The organism is Pantoea sp. 18069 (genome assembly GCF_902706035.1).
Lineage (GTDB): Bacteria > Pseudomonadota > Gammaproteobacteria > Burkholderiales > Burkholderiaceae_C > Comamonas.
Genome location: NZ_CACSJA010000021.1, coordinates 41,340 through 62,492, shown reverse-complemented (window position 1 = coordinate 62,492; position 21,153 = coordinate 41,340). Strand labels below are relative to the sequence as shown.

Sequence of the window (21,153 nt, the reverse complement as noted above, 5' to 3'; positions counted from 1 at the left end):
TTTGGAAAAAATCATGACTTTGCGACCGCTGTTTGCACAAAACCGACCATTGCTAAGTCATTGATTTATTTGACAAAAAAAGCTGTTTCTTGAGAGCTTGCCTCGCCGGCCGCGTCGAAGGGTGGACGGCCCCACCTCAAGCAAGAGCCACTGCCCCACGCACATCCCGCACAAAAACCGCATATCCACCCAATAAAAACAATCACTTGCCGTCAACAAACCAAAGCGACTCAACCAAAAACCAGATATCCAATTCTTCTTTCCTTCGTTCCTTGCAAGCCCATGTCTTCTTAACCTTCGTCAACCACTGCATGAAGGATAGAAGCCATGACGAGAAGACTTTCGAGCAAAGAATCATCGCGCTCCGCCGCCGTCAAATCGCGGCTTGATTTCCCGGTGATCGACACCGATGTGCATGTCAACGACTACACGCCCGCTCTGGAGGATTACGTCCAGCACTACGGCGGCAGCGCGCTGGTCGATGCGCTGCGCAAGTCGCTCGGCGGGCGCTTTGCGACGCGCTCCGCAGAGGGCAAGGACTGGTACCAGCAAAGCGCGCAGGAGCGACAGCACCATCGCACCCTGCGTGCGCCCTGGTGGGCACGCGTCACGCGCAACACGCTCGATCTCGCCACCTACACGCTGCCCGATCTGCTGGCCGAACGTCTCGAGGAACAAGGCGCTGATTACTCGGTGCTGTTCCCCAACGATGTACTGGCGCCGGCCGCGGCTTCGGACGAGTTTCGCCAACCGCTGCACCGCGCGATCAACCACTTCCATGCCGACCTCTATCGCAAGCATGCGCACCGGCTCACGCCCGTTGCGGGCATTCCGCTGAACACGCCGCAGGAGGGCATAGAAGAGCTGGAATTCGCGGTCAAGACGCTGGGCCTGAAGGTCATCAACATCGCCGGCGGCGTGCGCCGGCCCATTCCCGCGATTGCTGCCAAGTACCCCAAGGCCGAGCATCCCGACGTGGCGCGGCATGCAAGCTATACCGACTTCTACGGCATAGACAGCCCGCACGATTACGACCCGTTCTGGGCCAAGGTGGTGGAGCTGGGCGTGCCGGTGACCACGCATTACGGCAGCCAGGGCTGGACCGGCCGCCAGTCGATCAGCAACTACATGTTCAACCACATCGGCCACTTTGCCGATGGCTCGCAGGCCTTTGCCAAGGCGCTGTTCTTCGGCGGCGTGACGCGGCGCTTTCCGGGGCTGCGCGTGGCGCTGCTCGAAGGCGGCGCGGACTGGGGTGCGCATGTGTACACCCACCTGGTCGACCGCTTCGAGAAGCGCAACCGCCACGCAGTGCAGAACTACAACCCGGCCCATGCCGACGTCGAACTGCTGGCCGCGCTGTTCGAGCAATACGGCGCCGAACTCACCAAGGGCAAGCCGGTGAACAAGGAGACGCTGCTGCGCGACAGCCTGGGCATTTCGGCGCTGCCGCACAGCCGCGAACCCGAAGGCGATGAGCTCGATGATTTTCTGGCCGCGGGCATAGAGAGCGCCGAGGACATACGCGAGCGCTGGGTCAAGCCGTTCTACTTCGGCGCCGAGGCCGACGACCGCACCGTGGCCGCCGCGTTCAACACCAAGGTGAACCCGCTGGGCACAAAGATCAATGCGATCTGGTCTTCGGACATAGGCCACTGGGACGTTCCCGACCTGACCGAGCCGCTGGCCGAAAGCTGGGACCTGGTCGAGCAGGGCGTGATCAGCGCCGACGACTTCCGCGCGCTGGTGTTCGAGAACCCGTACCGCTTCTACACCGAGGCCAACCCCGAATTCTTCGCCGGCACCGATATCGCCGACAAGCTCGGCAAGCGCTGACCGGCGCCCCCCTTCCTCGCCCTTTTCTTTCCTGGCGCCGCGCCCTGCACGCGCGGCGCCTGGCCCTTCTTTTGTCCAAAGGAATCCTGATGACCTACGCATTCATCTTCAGCCGACGCGCCACCCTGCTGGCGCTGGGCCTGTTCATTGGCGCCACGGCCCAGGCCGCACCGCCACAGACCATACGCATAGGCGTGGCCACCGCAGGCGGCGGCGAGCCCGTGACCTGGGGCGGATCGCCCGGCGGCGTGCTGCGCGCCAACCAGGCGCTCGAAGATGCATTCAAGGCCGACGGCATCAGCGTTGAATGGCTGTTCTTCAAGGGCGCCGGGCCGGCCGTGAACGAAGCGCTGTCGAACAAGCAGATCGACTTCGCCTACCAGGGGGACCTGCCCTCTATCGTCGGGCGCGCCAACGGCCTGAAGACCAAACTGCTGCTGGTCAGCGGCGCGCGCAACAATCTCTACGTGGTGACGCCGCCCCAATCCGACATCAAGGGCCTGCAGGACCTCAAGGGCCGCAAGGTTTCGCTGTTTCGCGGCACCAACGGCCATCTGGTGGCGATCAACGCGCTCGAAGGCGTGGGGCTGGCCGAACGCGATCTGAAGGCCGTCAACCTCGATACCGGCAGCGCGCAGGCGGCGCTGGTATCGAACGGCGTGGACGCGTCCTTTGGCGGCTATGAATGGTTCAAGGTCCGCGACAGCGGGCTGGCCAAGGTGATCTATTCGACGCAGGGCAAGGACCCGGCGCTCACGCGCCAGGCCTCGTTGCTGGTGCGCGAGGATTTCGAGAAGGAGCACCCGGCGCAGGTGCAAAAGGTCGTTGACCAGTTCGTGCGCGCGGCCCACTGGGCTTCCGATGAGAAGAACCGCGCCGAACTGTTCCAGATCTGGGCGCGCAGCGGCACGCCGCTGGCCTCGTGGGAAGCCGAATTCGACAAGCAGGCGCTGGCGCTGCGCAACTCGCCGCTGCTCGATGAGTTCATCGTCGGGCGCTACAAGGCGGTCGCCAGTGACGCGCTCAAGCTCAAGCTGATCCGCCGCGCGATCACCGTCGACGACTGGTTCGAGCCGCGCTATCTGCAGACCGCGCTCAAGCAGCAGGGCCTGGAAAAGCGCTGGCAGACGTTCGACGCCAAGGGCCTGGCGAAAGCGTCTGAAGGCACTCCGGTCGCGCAGCGCTGACAGCCATGGCAAACACCCTTTCCTATCCCGGGGCGCTGCCTGCAGTGACCGGCAGGCAGCGCCTGCAAGGCGTTGTGCGCAGCGTCGACCCGTTCCTGCTGCCCATCGCCTTGTTTGCGCTGTGGGTCGTGGGCGCGGCCCAGGGCTGGATCTCGCCGCAGGTGCTGCCCCCGCCACAGTTCGTCTGGGAGACGCTGAGCGAGCTGGCCACCACCGGTGACCTGTGGCTGCATGCCCAGGCCAGCCTGCAGCGCGTGCTCGTGGGCTTTGTCGTCGGCAGCGCGCTGGGCCTGCTGCTGGGTGCGGCCATGGGCCTGTCCAAGACCGTCGAGGCCTACCTGCTGCCGACGTTCAACGCGCTGGTGCAGATTCCCGTGCTTGGCTGGCTGCCGTTCGTGCTGCTGCTGGTGGGCATTGGCGAGCCGCTCAAGTACATCCTCATCGCCAAGGCCGCGCTGGTGCCGGTGACGCTGGGCACGCTGCAGGGCTTTCGCCAGACACCGGCGACCCTGCTCGAAGTCGGCAATGTCTATGGCTACTCGCGGCGCCAGCAGGTGCTGGAGATCGTCGTGCCCACGGCCATGCCCACGCTGTTCACCGCGCTGCGCCTGGGCTTCACCAAGGCCTGGCTGTCGCTGGTGGTGGTCGAGCTGGTCGCCTCGAGCGAAGGCCTGGGCTATCTGATCGTCTATGGGCGCCAGCTGTTCCAGCTGGACCTGGTGATGGCGGCGGTGATCATCGTCGGCGCATTGGGCTATGCGATTGACCGTCTGCTGGACTGGGCCGAAGCGCGCGTTGCCGCGCGCCATGGCGCCCGTCCCATCACCGAGAGAGGCCTTCTGTGACCACCACCACCATCTCCCCCTTGCCCGCCACCGAGCGCGTGGCTGCGCCGCCGGCGAACAGCGCCAGCGCGCGCCACGACAAGGCGTCGCTGGCGCGCTGGCGCGGCCTGGTCGTGCCCATTGTTGCCATCGCGCTGTGGGCCCTGGCCTCCAAGCTCGATCTGGTGAACTCGGCGCTGCTGGTGTCGCCCGCCAAGGTGTTCGACACCGGCTGGGAGCTGATCAGCAGCGGCCTGCTGTGGCTCAACCTGCGCGCCAGCCTGGCGCGCGAGCTGACCGGCTTTGTCATCGGCACCAGCAGCGGCCTGGTGCTGGGCGGGCTGCTGGGCCTGTGGCCGCGTTTCAACCGCATCGTGGGCCCCAGCTTCAACACTTTCAAGCAGATCTCGCTGTTCGCCTGGATTCCGCTGATCTCGGTCTGGTTCGGCCTGGGCGATGTGGCCAAGGTGGTGTTCCTGTCGCTGGCCGCGCTGGTGCCCGTGGTGGTCAACACCGCGGACGGCATACGCAACACGCCGGCCACGCTGCTCGAAGTCGCACGCGTCTATGGCTACACCCGTGCGCAGACCATCTGGCATGTGGTGCTGCCCTCGGCCGCGCCGGCCATCTTCACCGGCGTCTATCTCGCACTGGTGTATTCGTGGCTGGCCACGATAGGCGCCGAATACCTGCTGGTGTCGGGGCGCGGCGTGGGCAATCTGCTGATCGAAGGCAGCGAGCATTTCCGCATGGACCTGGTGCTGTTCGGCATGGTCACCATCGGCCTTGTCGGCTGGCTCATGAATGCCAGCGCCCGCACGCTGGAGCGCGCGCTGGCCCGGCGGCTGGGCCGCTGAAATCCCCTCATCTTTGCGAAGGCACAACCCATGACAACCACAGTCACCACGGATGATCTGCACATCCACGTCGCCTCCAAGCAGTTCGACAGCACCCAGTCGACGGACGGCAGCCTGCAGGTGCTGCAGGACATCAATCTGCAACTGCATGCCGGCGAGTTCGTCAGCATCGTCGGCGCCAGCGGCTGCGGCAAGTCCACGCTGCTGCGCCTGGTGCTCGGGCTCGATACCGAATACGACGGCGCCATCACGCTCGGCGGCGAGGACATCACCGGCCCGGGCCTGGACCGGGGCATCGTGTTCCAGGACCACCGCCTGTTCCCCTGGCTCACGGTGGAGCAGAACATTGGCGTCGGCCTGCGCAACGCGGGCCTCAATGCCGCGCAAAAGCGCAATCTGATTGCCGAGCATGTGGCGCTGGTCGGCCTCGAAGGCTTCGAGAAATCCTTTCCGCACCAGATCTCCGGCGGCATGGCGCAGCGCGTGGCGATTGCGCGCGGGCTCGTCAACCGCCCGCGCGTGCTGCTGCTCGACGAGCCCTTCGGCGCGCTCGATGCGCTCACGCGTGCGCGCCTGCAGGGCGAGCTGCAGCGCATCTGGCAAAAGGAACGCATCACCATGCTGCTGGTCACCCACGACGTAGAGGAAGCCGTGTTCCTCGGCGACCGCGTGGTGGTGATGCAGCCGCATCCGGGCCGCATCCGGCGCATCGTGCCGGTCCACCTGCCGCACCCGCGCAACCGCAGCGACCCCGAGTTCATCCGCATCCGCGACGATGTGCTCGCCGACTTCCTCGGTCCCGACCGGCGCGGCGCGGCCGGCATAGGCCCCAGCGACGTGCCGCCGCCCGCGCAGCCCGTCGCCTCCATTGGTTTTTCCAGCGAGCGCCTGCGCTTCGCCTGGTGACCTGCCCTTTCACTTCCACCGAAGGCATTTCGTGACCACAAAGAAGCAGATCAAGCTCGGTGCATTCCTGATGCAGACGGGCCACCATATCGCCGGCTGGCGCCACCCCGACGCGCAGGAAGATGCGGGCGTCAATTTCCGCCACTACGTGCAGCTCGCCAGGAAGGCCGAGGCGGCCAAGTTCGACGCGGTGTTCCTGGCCGACGGCGTGGCCGTGCGCTCCGACAACCTGCAGGCGCTGGCACGCACCGCGCGCAGCGACCAGTTCGAGCCGCTGACGCTGCTGTCGGCGCTGGCCGCCGTGACCGATCGCATAGGCCTGATCGCCACCGCCTCCACCAGCTACCACGAGCCCTACAACCTGGCGCGCAAATTCGCCTCGCTCGATCAGATCTCGGGCGGGCGTGCGGGCTGGAACCTGGTGACTTCGGCGACCAATGCCGAGGCGCTGAACTTCAACCGCAGCGCCCAGTTCGCGCATGCCGACCGCTATCGCCGCGCGGCCGAGTTCCACGATGTCGTGACCGGCCTGTGGGACAGCTGGGAAGACGACGCCTTCGTGCGCGACAAGAGCAGCGGCACCTACCTCGATGCCGACAAGCTGCACCCGCTGAACCACAAGGGCACGCACTTCCAGGTGCGCGGCCCGCTCAATGTCGCGCGCTCGCCGCAAGGCCGGCCCGTGGTGGTGCAGGCCGGGGCCTCCGAAGACGGGCGCGAGCTTGCCGCGCGCACGGCCGAAGTCATCTTCGTCGCGCACCAGACCTTTGCCGAGGCGCAAAGCTTCTACGCCGACATCAAGGAGCGTGTGCAGCACCATGGCCGCCACCCCGATGACGTGAAGATCATGCCCGGCATCTTTCCCATCGTCGGCCGCACGCAGGAAGAAGCCGAGGCGAAGTTCGAGCAATTGCAGTCGCTGATCGACCCCGCGGTGGGCGTGTCGCTGCTCGCGGGACTTTCGGGCGGCGTGGACCTCTCAAGCTACCCGGTCGACGGGCCGCTGCCCGAGCTGCCGCCGACCGAAGGCCCGCAAAGCCGCCAGCGCCTGCTGATCGACCTGGCGCGCCGCGACGGCCTGACGATTCGCCAGCTGTACCTCAAGATCGCCGGCGCGCGCGGCCACCAGCAGGTCGTGGGCACACCGAAATCGATTGCCGACCAGCTGCAGCAATGGTTCGAGGAAGGTGGCGCAGACGGCTTCAACATCATGGGCCCATGGTTCCCCGGAGGCCTGGACGATTTCATCGAACTGGTGCTGCCCGAGCTGCGCCGCCGCGGCCTGTTTCGCACCGAATACGAGGGCCGCACCTTGCGCGAGCACCTGGGGCTGGCACGGCCCCAGCATCCGGCGGCGCTGGCGCGTGCGCGGGCCCGCTCCGAGCAGGCCGTTCCCGCCTGAAGTTCCACCTGTACCGCTTCTTCCACCCCTTCCACTTCACTCACATCATGACCATTCAAGCCATCAACGTTCGCAATCAGTTCAAGGGCAAAGTGCGGGAGATCATCCGCGGCGATGTGGTCTCGGAAGTCGACGTGCAGACGCCCTGGGGCATCGTGACTTCGGTGATCACCACGCGTTCGGTCGACGACCTGAAACTGGTCATCGGCTCCGAAGTGGTGGCGCTCGTCAAATCCACCGAAGTGTCCATCGCCAAGCTCTGACAAGACCATCGGCGTCGCCCCAGTCGTCTTATTCCGCCTTGGCGCCCGCGGCCTTGATCACCGGATCCCAGCGCTGGATTTCCGCCGCAGTGTGCTGGCGCAGCACGTCGGGCTTGAGGCGGTCGCCCTGCGGAATCACCACGCCCATGTCGGTGAAGCGCTTGACCAGCGCCGGCTCGCCAAACGCCACGCGCGCGGCCTTGTTCAGCCGCTCGATCACCGCTGCGGGCGTGCCCTTGGGCGCATACAGCCCATGCCAGACCGCGAGCTCGAAGCCCGGCATGCCGGCCTCGGAGAACGTGGGCACATCGGGCATGGTGGCCAGGCGCTCCTTGGTCGCCATCGCATAAGCCTTGAGCATGCCGGCCTGGATATGCGGGCCCGTCGCCACGGGCTGGTCGCAGATCACATCCACATTGCCGGCAATCAGGTCCTGCAGCGCGGGGCCGGTGCCGCGGTACGGCACCATGGTGACGGTCGTGCCCAGCGTCTGGTTGATCAGCATGGCACACAGGTGGGAAGTGGCGCCAATGCCCGCATGCGAGAACTTCACGGTGCCGGGCTGGGCTTTCATCTGCCCGATGAGATCGGTCAGCGTGGCGGGCGCAAAGCGCTGGCCCCGCACCAGGATCATGGGCACGTCGCCCGCGAGCGCAACCGGCTCCAGGTCCTTCTTCACGTCAAAGCTCAGCTTGCTGTAGAGCGCAGGCGCGGTGGCGATGCCCATGTTGTGCAGCAGCAGCGTGTGGCCGTCGTTCTGGGCGCGCGCCACGCGTGCCGTGCCTATCGTGCCGCCCGCGCCGCCGGCGTTCTCGACGATGACCTGCTGGCCCAGATCGCGCGTCAAGGCTTCGGCGAGCACCCGCGCGAGCACATCGGTCGAGCCACCCGCGGCATACGGGACGACGATGGTCACGGGCTTGGTCGGGAAAGCCATCGCGGCCATGGAGCCGGCGGCCAAGGCCACGGCGAGAACGGTTTGGGTAAAAGAACGCATGATGAATGTCTCCTGGTTATGGGTATATGAATCGCATCAGTGCTGGCGTCACCGGCTTGATGGCTCCCATGCATGGCCCGGCAAAAGACGGTCGCGGTCCCGCCCCAGCCCCTGCCCTGCGGGCAGGCAAGCCGGTTGCAAACGCATGGAGGTGTCCCGTGCGGGGCGGCCCGGGCGCCGCCTCGCACAACGGCCTAGGAGTGGCCGACGAACTTGTAGAGTTCGGTGTGGTCTGCCGTGGGGCCCAGCGCCTGGGAGGCGTCGGCGGTCATGGCATGGACTTTCTGCGCGAGTTCCATGGGCAGGCTCACCGAAGTGCCCAGCGCCGCGGCGATACCCACGTCCTTGGCCTGCAAGGCCAGGGAGAAACCGGAGTTGAAGGCGCCGTTGAGCATGAACTGGTGGGCCTTGTTCTCGGTGGTGTTGTTCTTGCCCGTGGAGGCATTGATCACATCGACGATCGTTGCCGCCTCGATGCCGAACGCCGCACCGACATGAATGGCTTCGGCCGTGGCCAGCAGCGCTGCCGCGGAGACATAGTTGTTCAGCGCCTTGAGCGCATGCCCCGCGCCCACCGGGCCGACATAGCTGATCGCCTTGCCCAGGCATTCGAGCACAGGCTTGTGCTGCGCAAACACCTGTGCATCGCCACCGACCATGATCGCCAGCGTGCCGGCAACGGCCTTCTTGACGCCGCCAGACACCGGCGCGTCGATCAGCGCCACACCTTGCGCCTGCAGCCGCGCCGCGAGCGCGCGCGTGCGGTTGGGGTCGGCGGAGCTCATCTCGATCACGCAGGCGCCGCGCCGCAGCTGCGGCTGCAGCCCGTGCACCACGGTATCGACGATGTCCGAGTTCGGCAGCATGGTGATGATGGCGTCGCAATCCGCGAAGTCCCGGGCGGCGCCGGCGACCAGGGTCGTTGCGTGCTCCGCGGCAAAGCGTGTCGCGACTTCCTGGTTCGCGTCCTGGATGACCAGGCTGTGCCCGGCAGCGTGCAGCAGATGGGCCATGGGGCGGCCCATCATTCCCAAACCGATGAATCCAATGCGGCTCATGTGTGTCCCCTCAAAGGTCCATCTCTTTGAACACTTCCGATGCCACGCGGAAGGAGTCGATCGCCGCGGGAACGCCACAGTAGATCGCGGCCTGCAGGAACACTTCCTTGATCTCTTCCTTGGTCAGCCCGTTGTTGATGGCACCGCGCACATGGAGCTTGAGCTCATGCGGACGGTTCAGCGCCGTGATCATCGCCAGGTTCAGGAAAGAGCGGGTCTTGCGCTCCAGGCCTGGACGATTCCAGACATCGCCCCAGCAGTACTGCGTGACCAGTTCCTGCATGTCGATGTTGAAGTCGGTCGCGTTCTTGATCGACGCATCGACATATTCAGCGCCCAGCACTTCGCGGCGGGTGGACAGGCCCTGGTCGAACAGCGCCGGGTTCTTGGGGGCGTAGGCACGGGTCATGAAAGCTCCTTGGTAGTGGAAGACCGCGAAAAGCGGTGATGGTGCTTATTATTCAGATTGTCAGACAATCTGACATCATGAAAACGTGCATTGCGCTGCGTCGGATTTCTGTGTATGACAATCTGATTGCATGAGAACCAAGTAGGATGCTTGCATGAACCAGATGCTGCGTGTTCCCCGCGAAGACACTTCGTTGCGCCAACGAACGACCAATGCCCTGCGCACCGCCATCCTCGATGGCGTTCTTGCCGCGGGCCAGAAACTCTCCGAACGCGAGCTGTGCGAAAGCCTCGATGTGAGCCGCTCCTGCCTGCGCGAGTCGCTGCAGCACCTGCAGGCCGAAGGACTGATCACCATCATTCCGCACAAGGGCCCCGAAGTCACCAGCATTTCGGTGCAGGAAGTGCGTGACATCTACGAAGTCCGCGCCAGTCTCGAAAGCCTCGCGGGAAAAGGCTTTGCCCTGCACGCCACGGCCGCGCAGCGCCAGGCGCTGCGGGCCAAGCTCGACGAACTCGTGCGCCTGGACCAGGAGCACGACAAGGCGGCGCTGCTGACGCTGAAGAACCAGTTCTACGACATCCTGGTCGAAGGCTGCGGCAATCTGGTCGCGGGCCAGATGCTCAAGCAACTCAACAACCGCGTGACCGTGCTGCGCCGCATCTCCCTGTCCCAACCCGGGCGCCTGCCGCAGACGCTGGCCGAGCTCGACGCCATCGTGACCGCCATAGAAAAAGGCGACGCGCAGACCGCAGCCGCGCTGTGTGGCGCGCATGTCCAGAAAGCCGGTGAAAACGTGTTGCGCAGCATGTCCGCAGCGCAGTCGTCCTGAGCAGCGGCGGCACGCTCCCCTGAGTCTCCTGCGGCCAGCGCCAGCTGGCACACAAACTGCTTGATCAGCGCATCTTGTATACATCAGGGTATTCATCATGCTGATCGGCACACTCGAAGATTGGAAGAACGCATACGCCCGGGGCGCAACACCGGCCGACCTGCTGGAGTCGCAGCGGCGTGCCTGCGATGCAGGGGATACAGCCTGGATAAGCATTGCCAGCATTGAACAGCTGCAGGCGCAAATCAAAGAACTTGCCGCGCTGGAGCAAACGCTGGGACGCGACCAGCTGCCGCTGTATGGCGTGCCCTTCGCGGTCAAGGACAACATCGATGTCGCGGGCTTTCTCACCACCGCGGCCTGCGAGGAATTCGCTTACGTTGCCCAAAGCGATGCGTTTGCCGTTCAACGCCTTAAAAATTCCGGCGCCATCGTTCTGGGCAAGACCAACCTCGACCAGTTCGCGACCGGCCTGGTCGGCACGCGCTCGCCCTACGGCGTCGTGCCGAATACGTTTGACAGCCGCCTGATCTGCGGCGGCTCGAGCTCGGGTTCGGCCTCGGTCGTCGCACGCGGTCTCGTGCCTTTCGCGCTGTCGACCGACACCGCGGGGTCGGGGCGCATTCCCGCGGGCTTCAACCAGATCGTGGGCCTCAAACCCACGCCTGGTGCAGTCAGCGGCACCGGTTTGGTGCCTGCCTGCCGCACGCTGGACTGCATTGGCGTGCTGGCCTGCACCGTCGCGGACAGCGCACGCGTGATGTCGCTGATGGAAGGGCTGGATGCGGCGGACGGCTACTCGCGGCCCCGGCCCATGGCGCCCGCGCACAAGCCGCTGGCGCAGCTGCGCGTGGCCACGCCCGCGGCCCGCAAGCTCTCGGCCGGCTACGAAGCCGCGTTCGCCGCCTTCTCGGCGCAGCTGCAGGCCCGGACCGCCCAGCTGCAGGACATTTCCTTCGACATGCTGTTCGAAGTCGCGCAGCTTCTCTACCAGGGCCCGTGGGTCGCGGAACGCGTGGTCGGCGCGCGCAGCATCTACGAGCAGCAGCCTGAAAAAATGCTGCCCGTGGTGCGCAGCGTGCTCGATGTGGCCCAGAAGTTTTCCGCGGCCGATACGTTCGCCGCCCAGTACCGGCTGCTGGCCCTCAAGCAGCAGGCCGAGCAGATCTGGCAGCAGTGGGATGTGCTGTGCGTGCCCACCGCGCCGCGCCATCCGCGCATCGATGAAGTCATGGCCGACCCCATTGCCGTCAACTCGGAGATGGGCGTCTATACCAACTTCGTGAACCTGCTGGGCTGGTCGGCAATCGCCATTCCCGCCAGCCGCCTGCCCGACGGTCTGCCGTTTGGCATCACGCTGATAGCACCCGGCTGGCGCGAGCCCGATCTGGTGCGCTGGGCGGCGCAGCTCGAGCAGCACGCCGGCCTGCCCGCGGGCGTCACGGGCCTGCAGGCCAGCGCCAGCGCCAGCGCAGAGCCCGCCACCTGGAACGTGGCCGCGCACGGCGAAATGATCAAGGTGGCCGTGGTCGGCGCGCATCTGCGCGGCATGCCGCTCAACCATGAACTGCACAGTTGCGGCGCGCGCTTCGTGCAGGCCACGCACACCAGCGCCAGCTACCGCCTCTATGCCTTGCAAGGCACGGTGCCGCCCAAGCCCGGGCTGTCACGCGCGCAAGATGGCGCGGCAATTGCCGTCGAAGTCTGGGAGATGCCGCTGGCCCACTTCGGGCGCTTTGTCGCGGGCGTGCCGTCACCGCTGGGAATCGGCTCGGTCACCCTGGCCAGCGGCGAGACCTGCAAGGGCTTCATCTGCGAAGCCCATGCACTGGCCCAGGCCACCGACATCACGAATTTCGGCGGCTGGCGCGCGTATTGCAACAGCCTGCGCTAGACCGTCACACGACAAGAAACCAGGAGACCACCGTGGCCCACACCAGCCTCGCCGCTTCGGCGTACACACAGCTCAAGCAGGCGCTAGACAACTTTCACTTCGTTCCCGGTGACCGCTTCAGTGAAAACGAAGTCAGCGCGCTGCTGGGCATGAGCCGCACCCCGATACGCGAGGCGCTGGTGCGGCTGCAGCGCGAAGGCTATATCTCGGTCATGCCCAAGCTCGGCTGGCTGGTCAACAGCATAGACTTCCATGTGTTCGAGCAGCTCTACGACGTGCGCTCGGTGCTCGAATGCGCGGCCATAGACCTGCTGGGCGCGGCGCCCGATCTCGCGCAAAGGCTGGCGCCCTTGTGCGCGCTGTGGTGCGTGGCGCCGTCCCAGCGGCTTCATGCGTGCGCCGAAGTCTCGCAGATGGATGAAGCGTTCCACATGGCGCTGGTGCATGCCAGCGGCAACCTGGAAATGGCGCGCATCCACTGCGATCTGACCGAGCGCATCCGCATCGTGCGGCGCCTCGAATTCACGCGCAACTACCGCATCGAAGCGGCCTATGACGAGCATGCGCAGATTCTGCAGACGCTGCTCGAACGCGATACGGCCACGACCAAGGCGCTGCTGCAAAAACACATAGCGGTGAGCCGCGATGAAGTGAAGAAAATCACCTTGCATACGCTGCAGGCGGCCAGGCAGGGGCGGGTTGCGGCTTGAGTCTTTTCTTCTGTAGCGCAGGCCGTTCATCCTTCGATCCTTCGACGGGCTCTGGACTCCGGACGCACGGCTCCCCCGTTCGTGGTGAGCCCGTCGAACCATGAACGGCCTGCCCTAAAAATGAGCACACCCCGGTTCTACAGACAGGAAATCAACCGCTGCAACAGCGCCCCCTGCGAATCGGCCAGCGCATTCAAGATGCTGAAATGGTCGGCATCTTCAACGGCCAGCAGCCCGCCTGCGCAACCCTCGCGATACCGCGCAAACGCCTGGCTCTGCGCCTGCAGCTGCGCCAGTTCCGCCGTGCCAAACGCGGTCACGAACGGCTTGTTCACGGGTGGCAAATGCAGCGGGCTCAGCGTCTGCACTTCGGCCGGCGTGAGCTGCAAGGCCGCGTTGAGATACGTGTGCTGCAGCGGCGCAAGATCGTAGATGCCGCTGATGCCCAGGCCCGCGCGCACGCCTTCGCAGCCCAGGCCCAGCGCCGCCAGATGGCCGCCGGCCGACCAGCCGCACAGCAGCACATCGCCGCTGCGGCCCAGCATCTGTGCATGGGCGCGCACGGCCGCAATGCCTTGCCGCACCTCCTGCACGATCTGCGCGAGGCTGGCCTGGGGCGCCAGCGTATAGCCCAGCAGCGCGGCGTTGATGCCCAGCGCCAGCGCGCCTTCGGCGACAAAGCGAAAGCTGTTCTTGTGGCGCATCTGCCAGTAGCCGCCGTGAATGAACAGCAGCGTGGGCGCGTCGGCTCGGCCCGCGAAGTAGTCGAAGACCTGGCGCTGGGCAGCTCCGTAGCGCTGGTCGATCTGGCCGACCACGCGCGCCACCAGCGCGTCGCTGCGCGCGTCAAAGCCTGCGAGCTGCGCCGCGCTGTCACGCACCGCGGCCGTGTTGTCATAGGCCGCGTCGCGCAACGCCTGGGGCAGGGCCTGCAGGCTGTCTATCATCACGCGGCCTTGGGCAGCGACACATGGCTGCTGAGCATTTCGGTCAGCTCACGGCGCACCACGTTGAACTCGGGCGCGGTGATGCAGCGCGGGCGCTCCAGCGGAATCCGGTAGTCGCGTTCCACGCGGCCCGGGCCCGCGGTCATGACCACCACGCGGTCGGCCAGAAGAACCGCCTCTTCCACTGCATGGGTCACGAAAATCACCGTCAGTCTGGTCTTGGCCCAGATGTCGAGCAGCTCCTGCTGCAGCACTTCGCGCGTGAGCGCATCGAGCGCGCCGAACGGCTCGTCCATCAGCAAGACTTCGCAGTCATTGGCCAGCGCGCGCGCGATCGAGACGCGCTGCTTCATTCCGCCCGACAGCTGGTTGGGGAAATGCTCGGCGAACTTGCCCAGGCCCACCATGTTCACGAAGCGGTCCGAAATCTCCTTGAGCCGGGCCGCGGGCAGGCCGCGCTGCTTGGGGCCGAAAGCGATGTTCTCGCGCACCGTGAGCCAGGGGAACAGGCCGTAATCCTGGAACACCATGCCGCGCTCGGGCCCGGGCGCCTGGATGGGCGCGTGGTACATGCGAGCCGAACCCGTAGACACCGGCTCGAAGCCGCCCATGATGCGCAGCAGCGTGGATTTGCCGCAGCCCGAGGCACCGATCAGGCAGACGAATTCGCCTTTGTGGATCTGCAGGTTGACGTCCTTGAGCGCATGGATGGGACGGCCGTTGAGGTTGAAGACCTTGCTGACGTTGGCAATGTCGAGAATGGGCGTAGGCGCGCGGGTGGCGATGGAATCAGACATTGTGTTGCGGGCTCCACTTGAGCAGACGGTTGTTGAGTGCGACGAGCAGGCGGTCGGTGACAAAGCCCGTGAAGCCGATGACGACCATTCCCGAGATCACGACATCGGTGCGCGAGAGCATGCGGCCGTCCATGATGGCCGCGCCCAGGCCTTCGGGCACGCCGGTCATCTCGCCGACCACGATCAGGAACCAGGCAATGCCGTGGCCCAGGCGCAGGCCGTTGAAGATCGACGGCAGCGCCGCGGGCAGCACCACCTGGCGGAACATCGAGGCGCCCGAGCAGCCCAGCATCGCCGCGGCTTCGAACAGGCGCACCTCGACCGATTTCACGCCGAACGTGGTGTTGATCACGATGGGAAAGAACGCGCCCAGGAACACCAGGAAGATCGCGGCGTTCGGGCCCACGCCGAAGAAGATCATCGACAGCGGCAGCCAGGCCGTGACCGGCACGGGGCGCAGCATCTGCAGCGTGGGGTCGACCACGCGGCGTATCGTCGCGTTCTTGCCTATCACCAGGCCCAGCGGAATGCCGACCAGCGCGGCCAGCGCAAACGCGCCATAGACGCGCGCCATCGACTGCAGCCAGTGCGTGCCCAGGGTTTCGCTGAAGGCATCGTCGTAGATGCCGCCAAACGCGAAATCCCAGAGCATCAGCGCCACTTCCTTGGGCGGCGGCACGAGCATGGTTCCCGACCAGCGAATGGCCAGGTCCCAGGCCAGCAGCAAGGCCAGCGGCAGCAGCGCCGGCACCACCCATTTCACCAGCCACAGGTGCAGCGCGCCGGGCTGGGCCGGCATCACGAACTCTGGCGCAAGGTTCTGCGCCTGGGCCGCAGTGGCATGGGGCATGGCACGCGCACTGGTATCAAGGGTGGAAGTGGACATGGCGGATCTTTCCGGAACGGGCTGCAGGGCGGGAGAGCGATCAGGACTGGGGGTTGAGGCCCGTCACGATGAAGCGGCTGTAGTCGGGCAGCTTGCGGATCTGCTTGCGCTCGAGCATCAGCGAGCCGTAGTACTTGCTGCGCTGTATCCAGTCGTCGTCGATCTTCCAGGTCAGCTTGACGTTGTCCGCGGCCAGGTTGGCGACATCGGCCGGCAGGCCCAGCCTGGCGCCGGCCATCTCGATCAGCGCGGGCCGGTTGGCCATGGCGTACTCCGATGCCTTGCGATGGATTTCAAGGAATACCTTGGCGAGTTCGGCCTTGTCTTTCACGGTGTCCGCATGGGTGGTCATGACCATGTTCACCGCGCCCGTGGGCGTGCTGTACGGGTACTCGAGCACCTTGCCCACGCCCTTGACCACGCTGATCGACGGGCCGGGCTCGGCGCCCACATAGGCGTCGATGTCGCCGCGCTCGAGCGCTCCGGCCATCTCGCTGAACGACACGCGCACCGACTTCACATCCTTGATCGTCATGCCTTCGGCCTTGAGGCGGTCGAGGAACACGGCTTCCTGGGTCGAGCCCGGCAGAATGCCCACGCGCTTGTCCTTCAGGCCCTTGAACGCGGCCACGCCGCCGTCCTTGCGCACCACGATCGCGATGCCGCCATTGCACTGCGGCGCAATGATCACCACCGGCTCGCCAGCCGCCGCGCCCAGCGTCGCGGCTGCAAGGCCATAGGTGCCGAAGTCCACCGACTTGGTGACCACGGCGTTCTTGCCGTCGGTCGGGGTCTCGAAAGGAATCACTTCTATCCTGTAGCCGGCCGGCGTGAACCTGTCATAGAAGTACGGCGTGATGCCATGGATCAGCTTCAAGGTGCCGACCTTGATGACCTTGTCTGCGGCGTGCGCGGGCGCCACCACGGACGCTGCCAGTGCAGAAGAAGTCAAAGAAGCAAGCAAGAGTCGACGTGAAAACATGGCAGTTCCTTCTTGAGTTGGGCTTTGGCGAAAATCGATCTGCCCTTGAATACTCTCTTGTACACAAGGCAGTCAAAGCCATTCAAGCAAGCTGCGTGCCAGCTGTTTTCACACTTTTCCCGGCGCTTTCCCCTCTGGAGAACGGCATGCGGCAAGGCGGCGCGCACCATTTGCGATCAACCTGCACGCAGATGAGGCAAATCCGGGGATTGCGACGCCGTGGCGGTGCGGCGGAAACAAAAACGCCGGCGTGCAGGCCGGCGTTTTTGCACTGGTGAATCACGCTTCAGACAAGCTGCCCGGCATTTGGAATGTCAAAGTCCATGGAGGCCAGTAGAGACTGCAGCGCCTGCTGCTGGGCTTCGTCCAGATCAAGCAGCGGTGGGCGCACATGCAGCCAGTCGCTGCGCCCGGATTTCCAGGCGATGGCCGCCTTCATTCCCGCAATCATGGGGAACTGCGCAAATGCGCCGCGCGATTGAACCAAGGCTTGCTGCTGCTGGTCCGCGTCCGGGCTTTGCCATTCACGGTACAGGCGCATGATGGCCGTGGGATTCACATTGCCCGTCGCGGTAATGCAGCCCGCACCGCCCGCGCGCCGGTTCTCCAGCAGCAGCGCCTCGCTGCCGGCAAACACCGAGAAGCCCTGGCCGGAGAACTCGCGGATCATCGCCAGCATGCCGTCAAGGTCACCGGAGCTGTCCTTGACGCCGGCGATCGCGCCGGGATAGCTCTTGAGCAAGCGCTCGATCAACGCCAGGCTGATGGGCACCTGCGAGACGGGCGGGATGTGATAGAGGTAGATCTTCAGGCGCTCATCGGCCACCGCTTCAATGATGGTCGAGAAGCTGCGGTACAGCCCCTCGTCGCTCACGCCCTTGTAATAGAACGGCGGCAGCATGAGCACGCCGGCGCAACCCGCGGCCACCGCCGCCTTGGTCATTTCTATGCTTTCCGTCAGGCAACAGCTGGCCGTGCCAGGCATGAGCCTGTCGGGCGCAATGCCATGCGCTATCAGGTGCTCGAGCAGGTCGATTCGCTCGCGCAGGGACAGCGAAGCGGCCTCGGAGTTGGTGCCGAAAATCGCCAGTCCGACATCTTGATCGAGCAGCCACCGGCAGTGCTTCACAAAGCGGTCCGGGTCGGGCCGCAAGTCGGCGGAAAACGGCGTGAGCACCGGCGAGAACACACCTTGCAGGTTCTGGGAAGGAGTCGTCATTTTTTCTGCGTCCAGGAAGTGATTGGGTTCGCATCGGCCCAGGCTTGCGCCTGGGCCGACAAGAGGGTCCGCCGCATCAGCTCACGATGCCGATGTTCCATGGAACGAACTCGTGATCGCCCAGGCCCAGCGCTTCGCTTTTGGACTTCTCGCCCGACGCGATGCGCAGGATGAGCTCGAAGATGGCCTGCGCGACCTGCGGCATGTCTTCTTCGCCATCCATCAGGCCGCCGCAGTTGATGTCCATGTCTTCCTTCAGTCTCTCGAACATCGCCGTGTTGGTCGCCAACTTGACGCAGGGCACGGGCTTGGCGCCAAACATCGAACCGCGCCCGGTGGTGAAGCAGATCAGGTTGGCGCCGCCCGCGATCTGGCCGGTGGCCGATACCGGGTCGAAGCCCGGCGTGTCCATGAACACCAGGCCGGCCTGGCGCACCGGCTCGGCATACTGGTACACCTCCATCAGCCCGGTCGTCCCCCCTTTCATCGAAGAGCCCAGCGACTTTTCGAAGATGTTGGCCAGGCCGCCCACCTGGTTGCCCGGGCTCACCGCGCCGTTGATCTGCACATCCCGGCCGGGCGAATAGGTGTGTTTCCACCACAGGATGCGGTCCACCAGCTTCTGGCCCACCTGCGCATTGCGCGCGCGCCGGGTCAGCGTGTGCTCGACGCCATAGATTTCCGGTGTTTCGGACAGGATGGCCGTGCCGCCATGGCGCACCAGGATGTCCATCGCCGCACCCAGCGCGGGGTTGGCGGTGATCGAGGAAAAGCCGTCCGAGCCGCCGCATTGCAGGCCTATGCGCAGATGGCTTGCGGGCACCGTCGTGCGCCGGGCCGCATTGGCCTCCTCCAGCATCTCGTCGACGGCCGCGATCGCGGCTTCCACCGTCTTCCTGGTGCCGCCCTGCTCCTGCATGATGAAGGTCCTGAACAGGCGGTTTTCGGCCAGCGCCTCCTGCTCTATCAGGCCCTTGATCTGATTGCGCTCGCACCCCAGGCCTATCACCAGCACGCCGGCAAAATCCGGATTGCGCGCATAGCCGGCAATCGTTCGGCGCAGCAGATGCATGGGCTCGCCGGTCATCTCCATTCCGCAGCCCGTGCCGTGGCTCAGGCCCACCACGCCGTCGATGTTCGGATAGCCCACAAGCCGCCCGCCGCGAAACGCTGCGGGCTCCCTCTTTGGCCGAAGCGGCCGGCGCAGGAACTTGCGTTCTGGCGAGGTTACTAAAAGTCGCCAACACCCTTCATGCAACGTCGTGGCTTGAGCGCGGCGTTCGCGGGTTTGCGCCTGGTTGCCAGGCGCGAATCTGGCGGCTTTCCCGGAGGGTGGTGGTCGCACTGATCCACTTCGCCTCGCAAGGATGCTTTTATGCTTGAGTCTGCCCCAGGTTTCTTGGCCCCAGCGACATACCGCTGGCCATCGCTGCAACGTTCCAGCCGGCTGGCCGGCGCCGCGCTGTTTGCAGTGATTCTCGTGGCATGCGGCGGCGGCGATGGCGGTAGTGCTGGCGGCGGCGGCAACGCAGGCGGTGGCGTGGAGCCCCCGGTGGATCTGCTGGCCTCTTTCAAGCAGCAAACGCTGAACTGGCAAGCCTGCGATCCTTCGGCCACGCAGGACGAAGACGAACTTGCGCAATTGGGCGAACGCGCCCGATGCGCGTTGATGCGCGTGCCGCTCGACTACGCCAATCCGTCGTCGGCCGAACTGCAAATAGAGGTTTTGAAGGTGGCTGCCGAACAAACGCCGCGAAAGCTCGGGGCGATTGTGCTCAATCCGGGCGGCCCTGGCATGGATGGCCTGTCCGTGGCGCCGTCACTCAGTTCGAGGTTGGCGCAAGGGGACCCGCAGGAGGGAGGTGAGCTGCTTCAGGAGATGTCCCGCCGCTACGATCTGGTCGCTTTCTCACCGCGGGGCACGGGGCGCCATAGCCCGTTGAACTGTCAGCTGAACGAAGCGCTGGTGCCCGATGATGACTTGATCGTCGATCCGAGCCCGGAAAATGTACGGAAGATTCAGCACAACGCGCGTGTGCTGGCTCAGGCCTGCGCCGCCACGCCAATGAGCAAGCATATCCACACCGAGGCCACTGCGCGCGACATGGACCTGCTGCGCGGCTTGCTGGGGGAAGAGAAGCTCAACTACATCGGCTATTCCTACGGTACCTGGCTGGGCAGCTGGTATGCGGGGCTGTTTCCCGAGCGTGTCGGGCGCATGCTGCTCGACAGCAGCATGGACATCACCGCCACCTTGGAGGACGCATACCTGGCACAAGCCCAGGCCGAACAGCGCGTCATCGATGAAGTGCTGCTGCCGCATGCCGCAAGCAACCCCGACCGGTTCGGTCTGGGCACCGATGCCACTGCGCTGCGCAATCGTCTGCTCGCGGTTTCCGCGCGGATGAAGCAGGCATTGATCCAATTCTGGGATCACACCGAGTCCGACGACCTCAATCGCAATACTTTCGCGGTTGCCGCGGCCCTCGGTCTGCAAGACCTGCTGTCGCACAACCCGCAGGCCAGCTTGCAAGACCTGCAGGTCGCGATGGCCGCATCGTCCGCCTTCGACATTGCGCAAGTGGCTGAGCAAGCCGATATCTTGTCCGATATGCTTTTTACCCCCAAGGAAGCAAACCAATTGGGCAAGCAAGATTTCGTGCACTGGAGCGTACGCTGCAACGATACCGGCACGATGGGCTCGCATGGCTCCGATCAGTACTGGAGTGCTTTGGCCGGGGATTTTGCGGACCGCAATCCGTTCGCTCAGGAGCGCTACGCCTACAACCCCTGCCTTTACTGGAGTGGCGCGGACAAGAAACTGCCGCCGATTGCTGAAATCCGCAAGGCTGGAGAGTTGCTGATGCTGCACAGTCGCTACGATGCGGCGACCCCCGTTGAAAGCGCGATGAATACGTTGGATGAATTGCCGAACACGCGCATGATCATGGTCAGAAATGAGTATCAGCACATGGTATTTCCTTACGGCACGGCTTGCGTGGACAAGCAGGTCGCCAATTATTTCCTGCATGGCCAGGTGCCGGCACGCGCCAGCGCCGGCATCTGCGCTGGCAAGCCACTGGGTGAGGAAGAAGATGATGAAGATGCATGAGCCGGCATCGCGCAGCGGCGTATGCGCGCATACGC

21 protein-coding genes are annotated in these 21,153 nt (G+C 65.0%); 12 read left to right on the top strand and 9 right to left on the bottom strand.

Annotation, left to right across the window (positions count from 1 at the left end; translation table 11 throughout):
* The first annotated feature begins 327 nt into the window (after positions 1 to 327).
* The 7 genes from GVL12_RS16685 (at position 328) to GVL12_RS16655 (ending at position 7,275) form a co-directional block, all read left to right on the top strand.
* Positions 328 to 1,836 (top strand): amidohydrolase family protein, encoded by a 1,509-nt coding sequence (locus GVL12_RS16685; protein WP_159916038.1) that lies wholly within the window; start codon positions 328 to 330, stop codon positions 1,834 to 1,836.
* 89 nt (positions 1,837 to 1,925) lie between these two features.
* Positions 1,926 to 3,023 (top strand): ABC transporter substrate-binding protein, encoded by a 1,098-nt coding sequence (locus GVL12_RS16680; protein WP_159916036.1) that lies wholly within the window; start codon positions 1,926 to 1,928, stop codon positions 3,021 to 3,023.
* Positions 3,024 to 3,028: 5 nt separating this feature from the next.
* Positions 3,029 to 3,868, top strand: coding sequence for an ABC transporter permease (locus GVL12_RS16675; protein ID WP_159916034.1), 840 nt, complete (start codon positions 3,029 to 3,031; stop codon positions 3,866 to 3,868).
* Entirely contained in the window at positions 3,865 to 4,704 is an 840-nt protein-coding gene (locus GVL12_RS16670) for an ABC transporter permease (protein ID WP_235033893.1), read from the top strand. Before GVL12_RS16675 ends, GVL12_RS16670 begins: the two co-directional genes overlap by 4 nt.
* A gap of 30 nt (positions 4,705 to 4,734) precedes the next feature.
* A complete protein-coding gene (locus GVL12_RS16665) occupies positions 4,735 to 5,610 on the top strand; it encodes an ABC transporter ATP-binding protein (RefSeq protein ID WP_159916032.1) in 876 nt (291 codons plus the stop codon).
* A gap of 31 nt (positions 5,611 to 5,641) precedes the next feature.
* Entirely contained in the window at positions 5,642 to 7,012 is a 1,371-nt protein-coding gene (locus GVL12_RS16660; protein WP_235033892.1) for an LLM class flavin-dependent oxidoreductase, read from the top strand.
* 47 nt (positions 7,013 to 7,059) lie between these two features.
* Positions 7,060 to 7,275, top strand: a complete 216-nt coding sequence (locus tag GVL12_RS16655; RefSeq protein ID WP_159916030.1) for a molybdopterin-binding protein — start codon at positions 7,060 to 7,062, stop codon at positions 7,273 to 7,275.
* A 28-nt stretch (positions 7,276 to 7,303) separates the two neighbouring features.
* Here GVL12_RS16655 and GVL12_RS16650 read toward each other — a convergent pair whose 3' ends face one another.
* From GVL12_RS16650 to GVL12_RS16640, 3 genes are all read right to left on the bottom strand, one after another.
* Positions 7,304 to 8,272 (bottom strand): tripartite tricarboxylate transporter substrate-binding protein, encoded by a 969-nt coding sequence (locus GVL12_RS16650; RefSeq protein WP_159916028.1) that lies wholly within the window; start codon positions 8,270 to 8,272, stop codon positions 7,304 to 7,306.
* Between the two features lie 194 nt (positions 8,273 to 8,466).
* Positions 8,467 to 9,330, bottom strand: a complete 864-nt coding sequence (locus tag GVL12_RS16645; protein ID WP_159916026.1) for an NAD(P)-dependent oxidoreductase — start codon at positions 9,328 to 9,330, stop codon at positions 8,467 to 8,469.
* 10 nt (positions 9,331 to 9,340) lie between these two features.
* Entirely contained in the window at positions 9,341 to 9,739 is a 399-nt protein-coding gene (locus GVL12_RS16640) for a carboxymuconolactone decarboxylase family protein (RefSeq protein ID WP_159916024.1), read from the bottom strand.
* Between the two features lie 154 nt (positions 9,740 to 9,893).
* On the opposite strand from GVL12_RS16640, the gene GVL12_RS16635 reads away from it, so the two are divergent.
* From GVL12_RS16635 to GVL12_RS16625, 3 genes are all read left to right on the top strand, one after another.
* On the top strand, positions 9,894 to 10,571 hold the full coding sequence (locus GVL12_RS16635) for a GntR family transcriptional regulator (protein WP_159916022.1): 678 nt from the start codon (positions 9,894 to 9,896) through the stop codon (positions 10,569 to 10,571).
* Between the two features lie 97 nt (positions 10,572 to 10,668).
* On the top strand, positions 10,669 to 12,465 hold the full coding sequence (atzF, locus tag GVL12_RS16630; RefSeq protein WP_159916020.1) for an allophanate hydrolase: 1,797 nt from the start codon (positions 10,669 to 10,671) through the stop codon (positions 12,463 to 12,465).
* 32 nt (positions 12,466 to 12,497) lie between these two features.
* On the top strand, positions 12,498 to 13,175 hold the full coding sequence (locus GVL12_RS16625) for a GntR family transcriptional regulator (protein WP_159916018.1): 678 nt from the start codon (positions 12,498 to 12,500) through the stop codon (positions 13,173 to 13,175).
* A gap of 137 nt (positions 13,176 to 13,312) precedes the next feature.
* Here GVL12_RS16625 and GVL12_RS16620 read toward each other — a convergent pair whose 3' ends face one another.
* The 4 genes from GVL12_RS16620 to GVL12_RS16605 are packed head-to-tail and all read right to left on the bottom strand — an operon-like array spanning position 13,313 to position 16,787.
* Entirely contained in the window at positions 13,313 to 14,122 is an 810-nt protein-coding gene (locus tag GVL12_RS16620; RefSeq protein WP_159916017.1) for an alpha/beta hydrolase, read from the bottom strand.
* Positions 14,122 to 14,919 carry an ABC transporter ATP-binding protein gene (locus GVL12_RS16615; RefSeq protein ID WP_159916015.1) on the bottom strand — a complete coding sequence of 266 codons (798 nt, stop codon included), beginning with the start codon at positions 14,917 to 14,919 and terminating at the stop codon, positions 14,122 to 14,124. Before GVL12_RS16615 ends, GVL12_RS16620 begins: the two co-directional genes overlap by 1 nt.
* Positions 14,912 to 15,805, bottom strand: a complete 894-nt coding sequence (locus GVL12_RS16610; RefSeq protein WP_200843826.1) for an ABC transporter permease — start codon at positions 15,803 to 15,805, stop codon at positions 14,912 to 14,914. The genes GVL12_RS16615 and GVL12_RS16610 overlap by 8 nt, the downstream gene beginning before the upstream one ends.
* Before the next feature lie 40 nt (positions 15,806 to 15,845).
* Positions 15,846 to 16,787 carry an ABC transporter substrate-binding protein gene (locus GVL12_RS16605; protein ID WP_159916013.1) on the bottom strand — a complete coding sequence of 314 codons (942 nt, stop codon included), beginning with the start codon at positions 16,785 to 16,787 and terminating at the stop codon, positions 15,846 to 15,848.
* Here GVL12_RS16605 and GVL12_RS16600 point away from each other — a divergent pair.
* On the top strand, positions 16,778 to 17,065 hold the full coding sequence (locus GVL12_RS16600) for a hypothetical protein (RefSeq protein ID WP_159916011.1): 288 nt from the start codon (positions 16,778 to 16,780) through the stop codon (positions 17,063 to 17,065). The genes GVL12_RS16605 and GVL12_RS16600 overlap by 10 nt on opposite strands.
* 8 nt (positions 17,066 to 17,073) lie before the next feature.
* On the opposite strand, the gene GVL12_RS16595 is transcribed toward GVL12_RS16600, so the two are convergent.
* Both GVL12_RS16595 and GVL12_RS16590 read right to left on the bottom strand, forming a co-directional pair.
* A complete protein-coding gene (locus GVL12_RS16595; RefSeq protein ID WP_159916009.1) occupies positions 17,074 to 18,006 on the bottom strand; it encodes a dihydrodipicolinate synthase family protein in 933 nt (310 codons plus the stop codon).
* A 76-nt stretch (positions 18,007 to 18,082) separates the two neighbouring features.
* Positions 18,083 to 19,156, bottom strand: a complete 1,074-nt coding sequence (locus GVL12_RS16590) for a UxaA family hydrolase (protein WP_235033891.1) — start codon at positions 19,154 to 19,156, stop codon at positions 18,083 to 18,085.
* Positions 19,157 to 19,381: 225 nt separating this feature from the next.
* Between GVL12_RS16590 and GVL12_RS16585 the strand changes: the two genes are divergently transcribed.
* On the top strand, positions 19,382 to 21,118 hold the full coding sequence (locus GVL12_RS16585) for an alpha/beta fold hydrolase (RefSeq protein WP_235033890.1): 1,737 nt from the start codon (positions 19,382 to 19,384) through the stop codon (positions 21,116 to 21,118).
* The last annotated feature ends 35 nt before the right edge of the window (positions 21,119 to 21,153 follow it).

What these genes read in the sequence shown, in the direction of transcription:
- GVL12_RS16685 (WP_159916038.1), top strand. Translation starts at nt 328, where the DNA reads ATGACGAGAAGACTTTCGAGCAAAGAATCATCGCGCTCCGCCGCCGTC.
- GVL12_RS16680 (WP_159916036.1), top strand. Translation starts at nt 1,926, where the DNA reads ATGACCTACGCATTCATCTTCAGCCGACGCGCCACCCTGCTGGCGCTG.
- GVL12_RS16675 (WP_159916034.1), top strand. Translation starts at nt 3,029, where the DNA reads ATGGCAAACACCCTTTCCTATCCCGGGGCGCTGCCTGCAGTGACCGGC.
- GVL12_RS16665 (WP_159916032.1), top strand. Translation starts at nt 4,735, where the DNA reads ATGACAACCACAGTCACCACGGATGATCTGCACATCCACGTCGCCTCC.
- GVL12_RS16655 (WP_159916030.1), top strand. Translation starts at nt 7,060, where the DNA reads ATGACCATTCAAGCCATCAACGTTCGCAATCAGTTCAAGGGCAAAGTG.
- GVL12_RS16650 (WP_159916028.1), bottom strand. Translation starts at nt 8,272, where the DNA reads ATGCGTTCTTTTACCCAAACCGTTCTCGCCGTGGCCTTGGCCGCCGGC.
- GVL12_RS16645 (WP_159916026.1), bottom strand. Translation starts at nt 9,330, where the DNA reads ATGAGCCGCATTGGATTCATCGGTTTGGGAATGATGGGCCGCCCCATG.
- GVL12_RS16640 (WP_159916024.1), bottom strand. Translation starts at nt 9,739, where the DNA reads ATGACCCGTGCCTACGCCCCCAAGAACCCGGCGCTGTTCGACCAGGGC.
- GVL12_RS16635 (WP_159916022.1), top strand. Translation starts at nt 9,894, where the DNA reads ATGAACCAGATGCTGCGTGTTCCCCGCGAAGACACTTCGTTGCGCCAA.
- atzF (WP_159916020.1), top strand. Translation starts at nt 10,669, where the DNA reads ATGCTGATCGGCACACTCGAAGATTGGAAGAACGCATACGCCCGGGGC.
- GVL12_RS16620 (WP_159916017.1), bottom strand. Translation starts at nt 14,122, where the DNA reads ATGATAGACAGCCTGCAGGCCCTGCCCCAGGCGTTGCGCGACGCGGCC.
- GVL12_RS16615 (WP_159916015.1), bottom strand. Translation starts at nt 14,919, where the DNA reads ATGTCTGATTCCATCGCCACCCGCGCGCCTACGCCCATTCTCGACATT.
- GVL12_RS16610 (WP_200843826.1), bottom strand. Translation starts at nt 15,805, where the DNA reads ATGTCCACTTCCACCCTTGATACCAGTGCGCGTGCCATGCCCCATGCC.
- GVL12_RS16605 (WP_159916013.1), bottom strand. Translation starts at nt 16,787, where the DNA reads ATGTTTTCACGTCGACTCTTGCTTGCTTCTTTGACTTCTTCTGCACTG.
- GVL12_RS16595 (WP_159916009.1), bottom strand. Translation starts at nt 18,006, where the DNA reads ATGACGACTCCTTCCCAGAACCTGCAAGGTGTGTTCTCGCCGGTGCTC.
- GVL12_RS16585 (WP_235033890.1), top strand. Translation starts at nt 19,382, where the DNA reads ATGCTTGAGTCTGCCCCAGGTTTCTTGGCCCCAGCGACATACCGCTGG.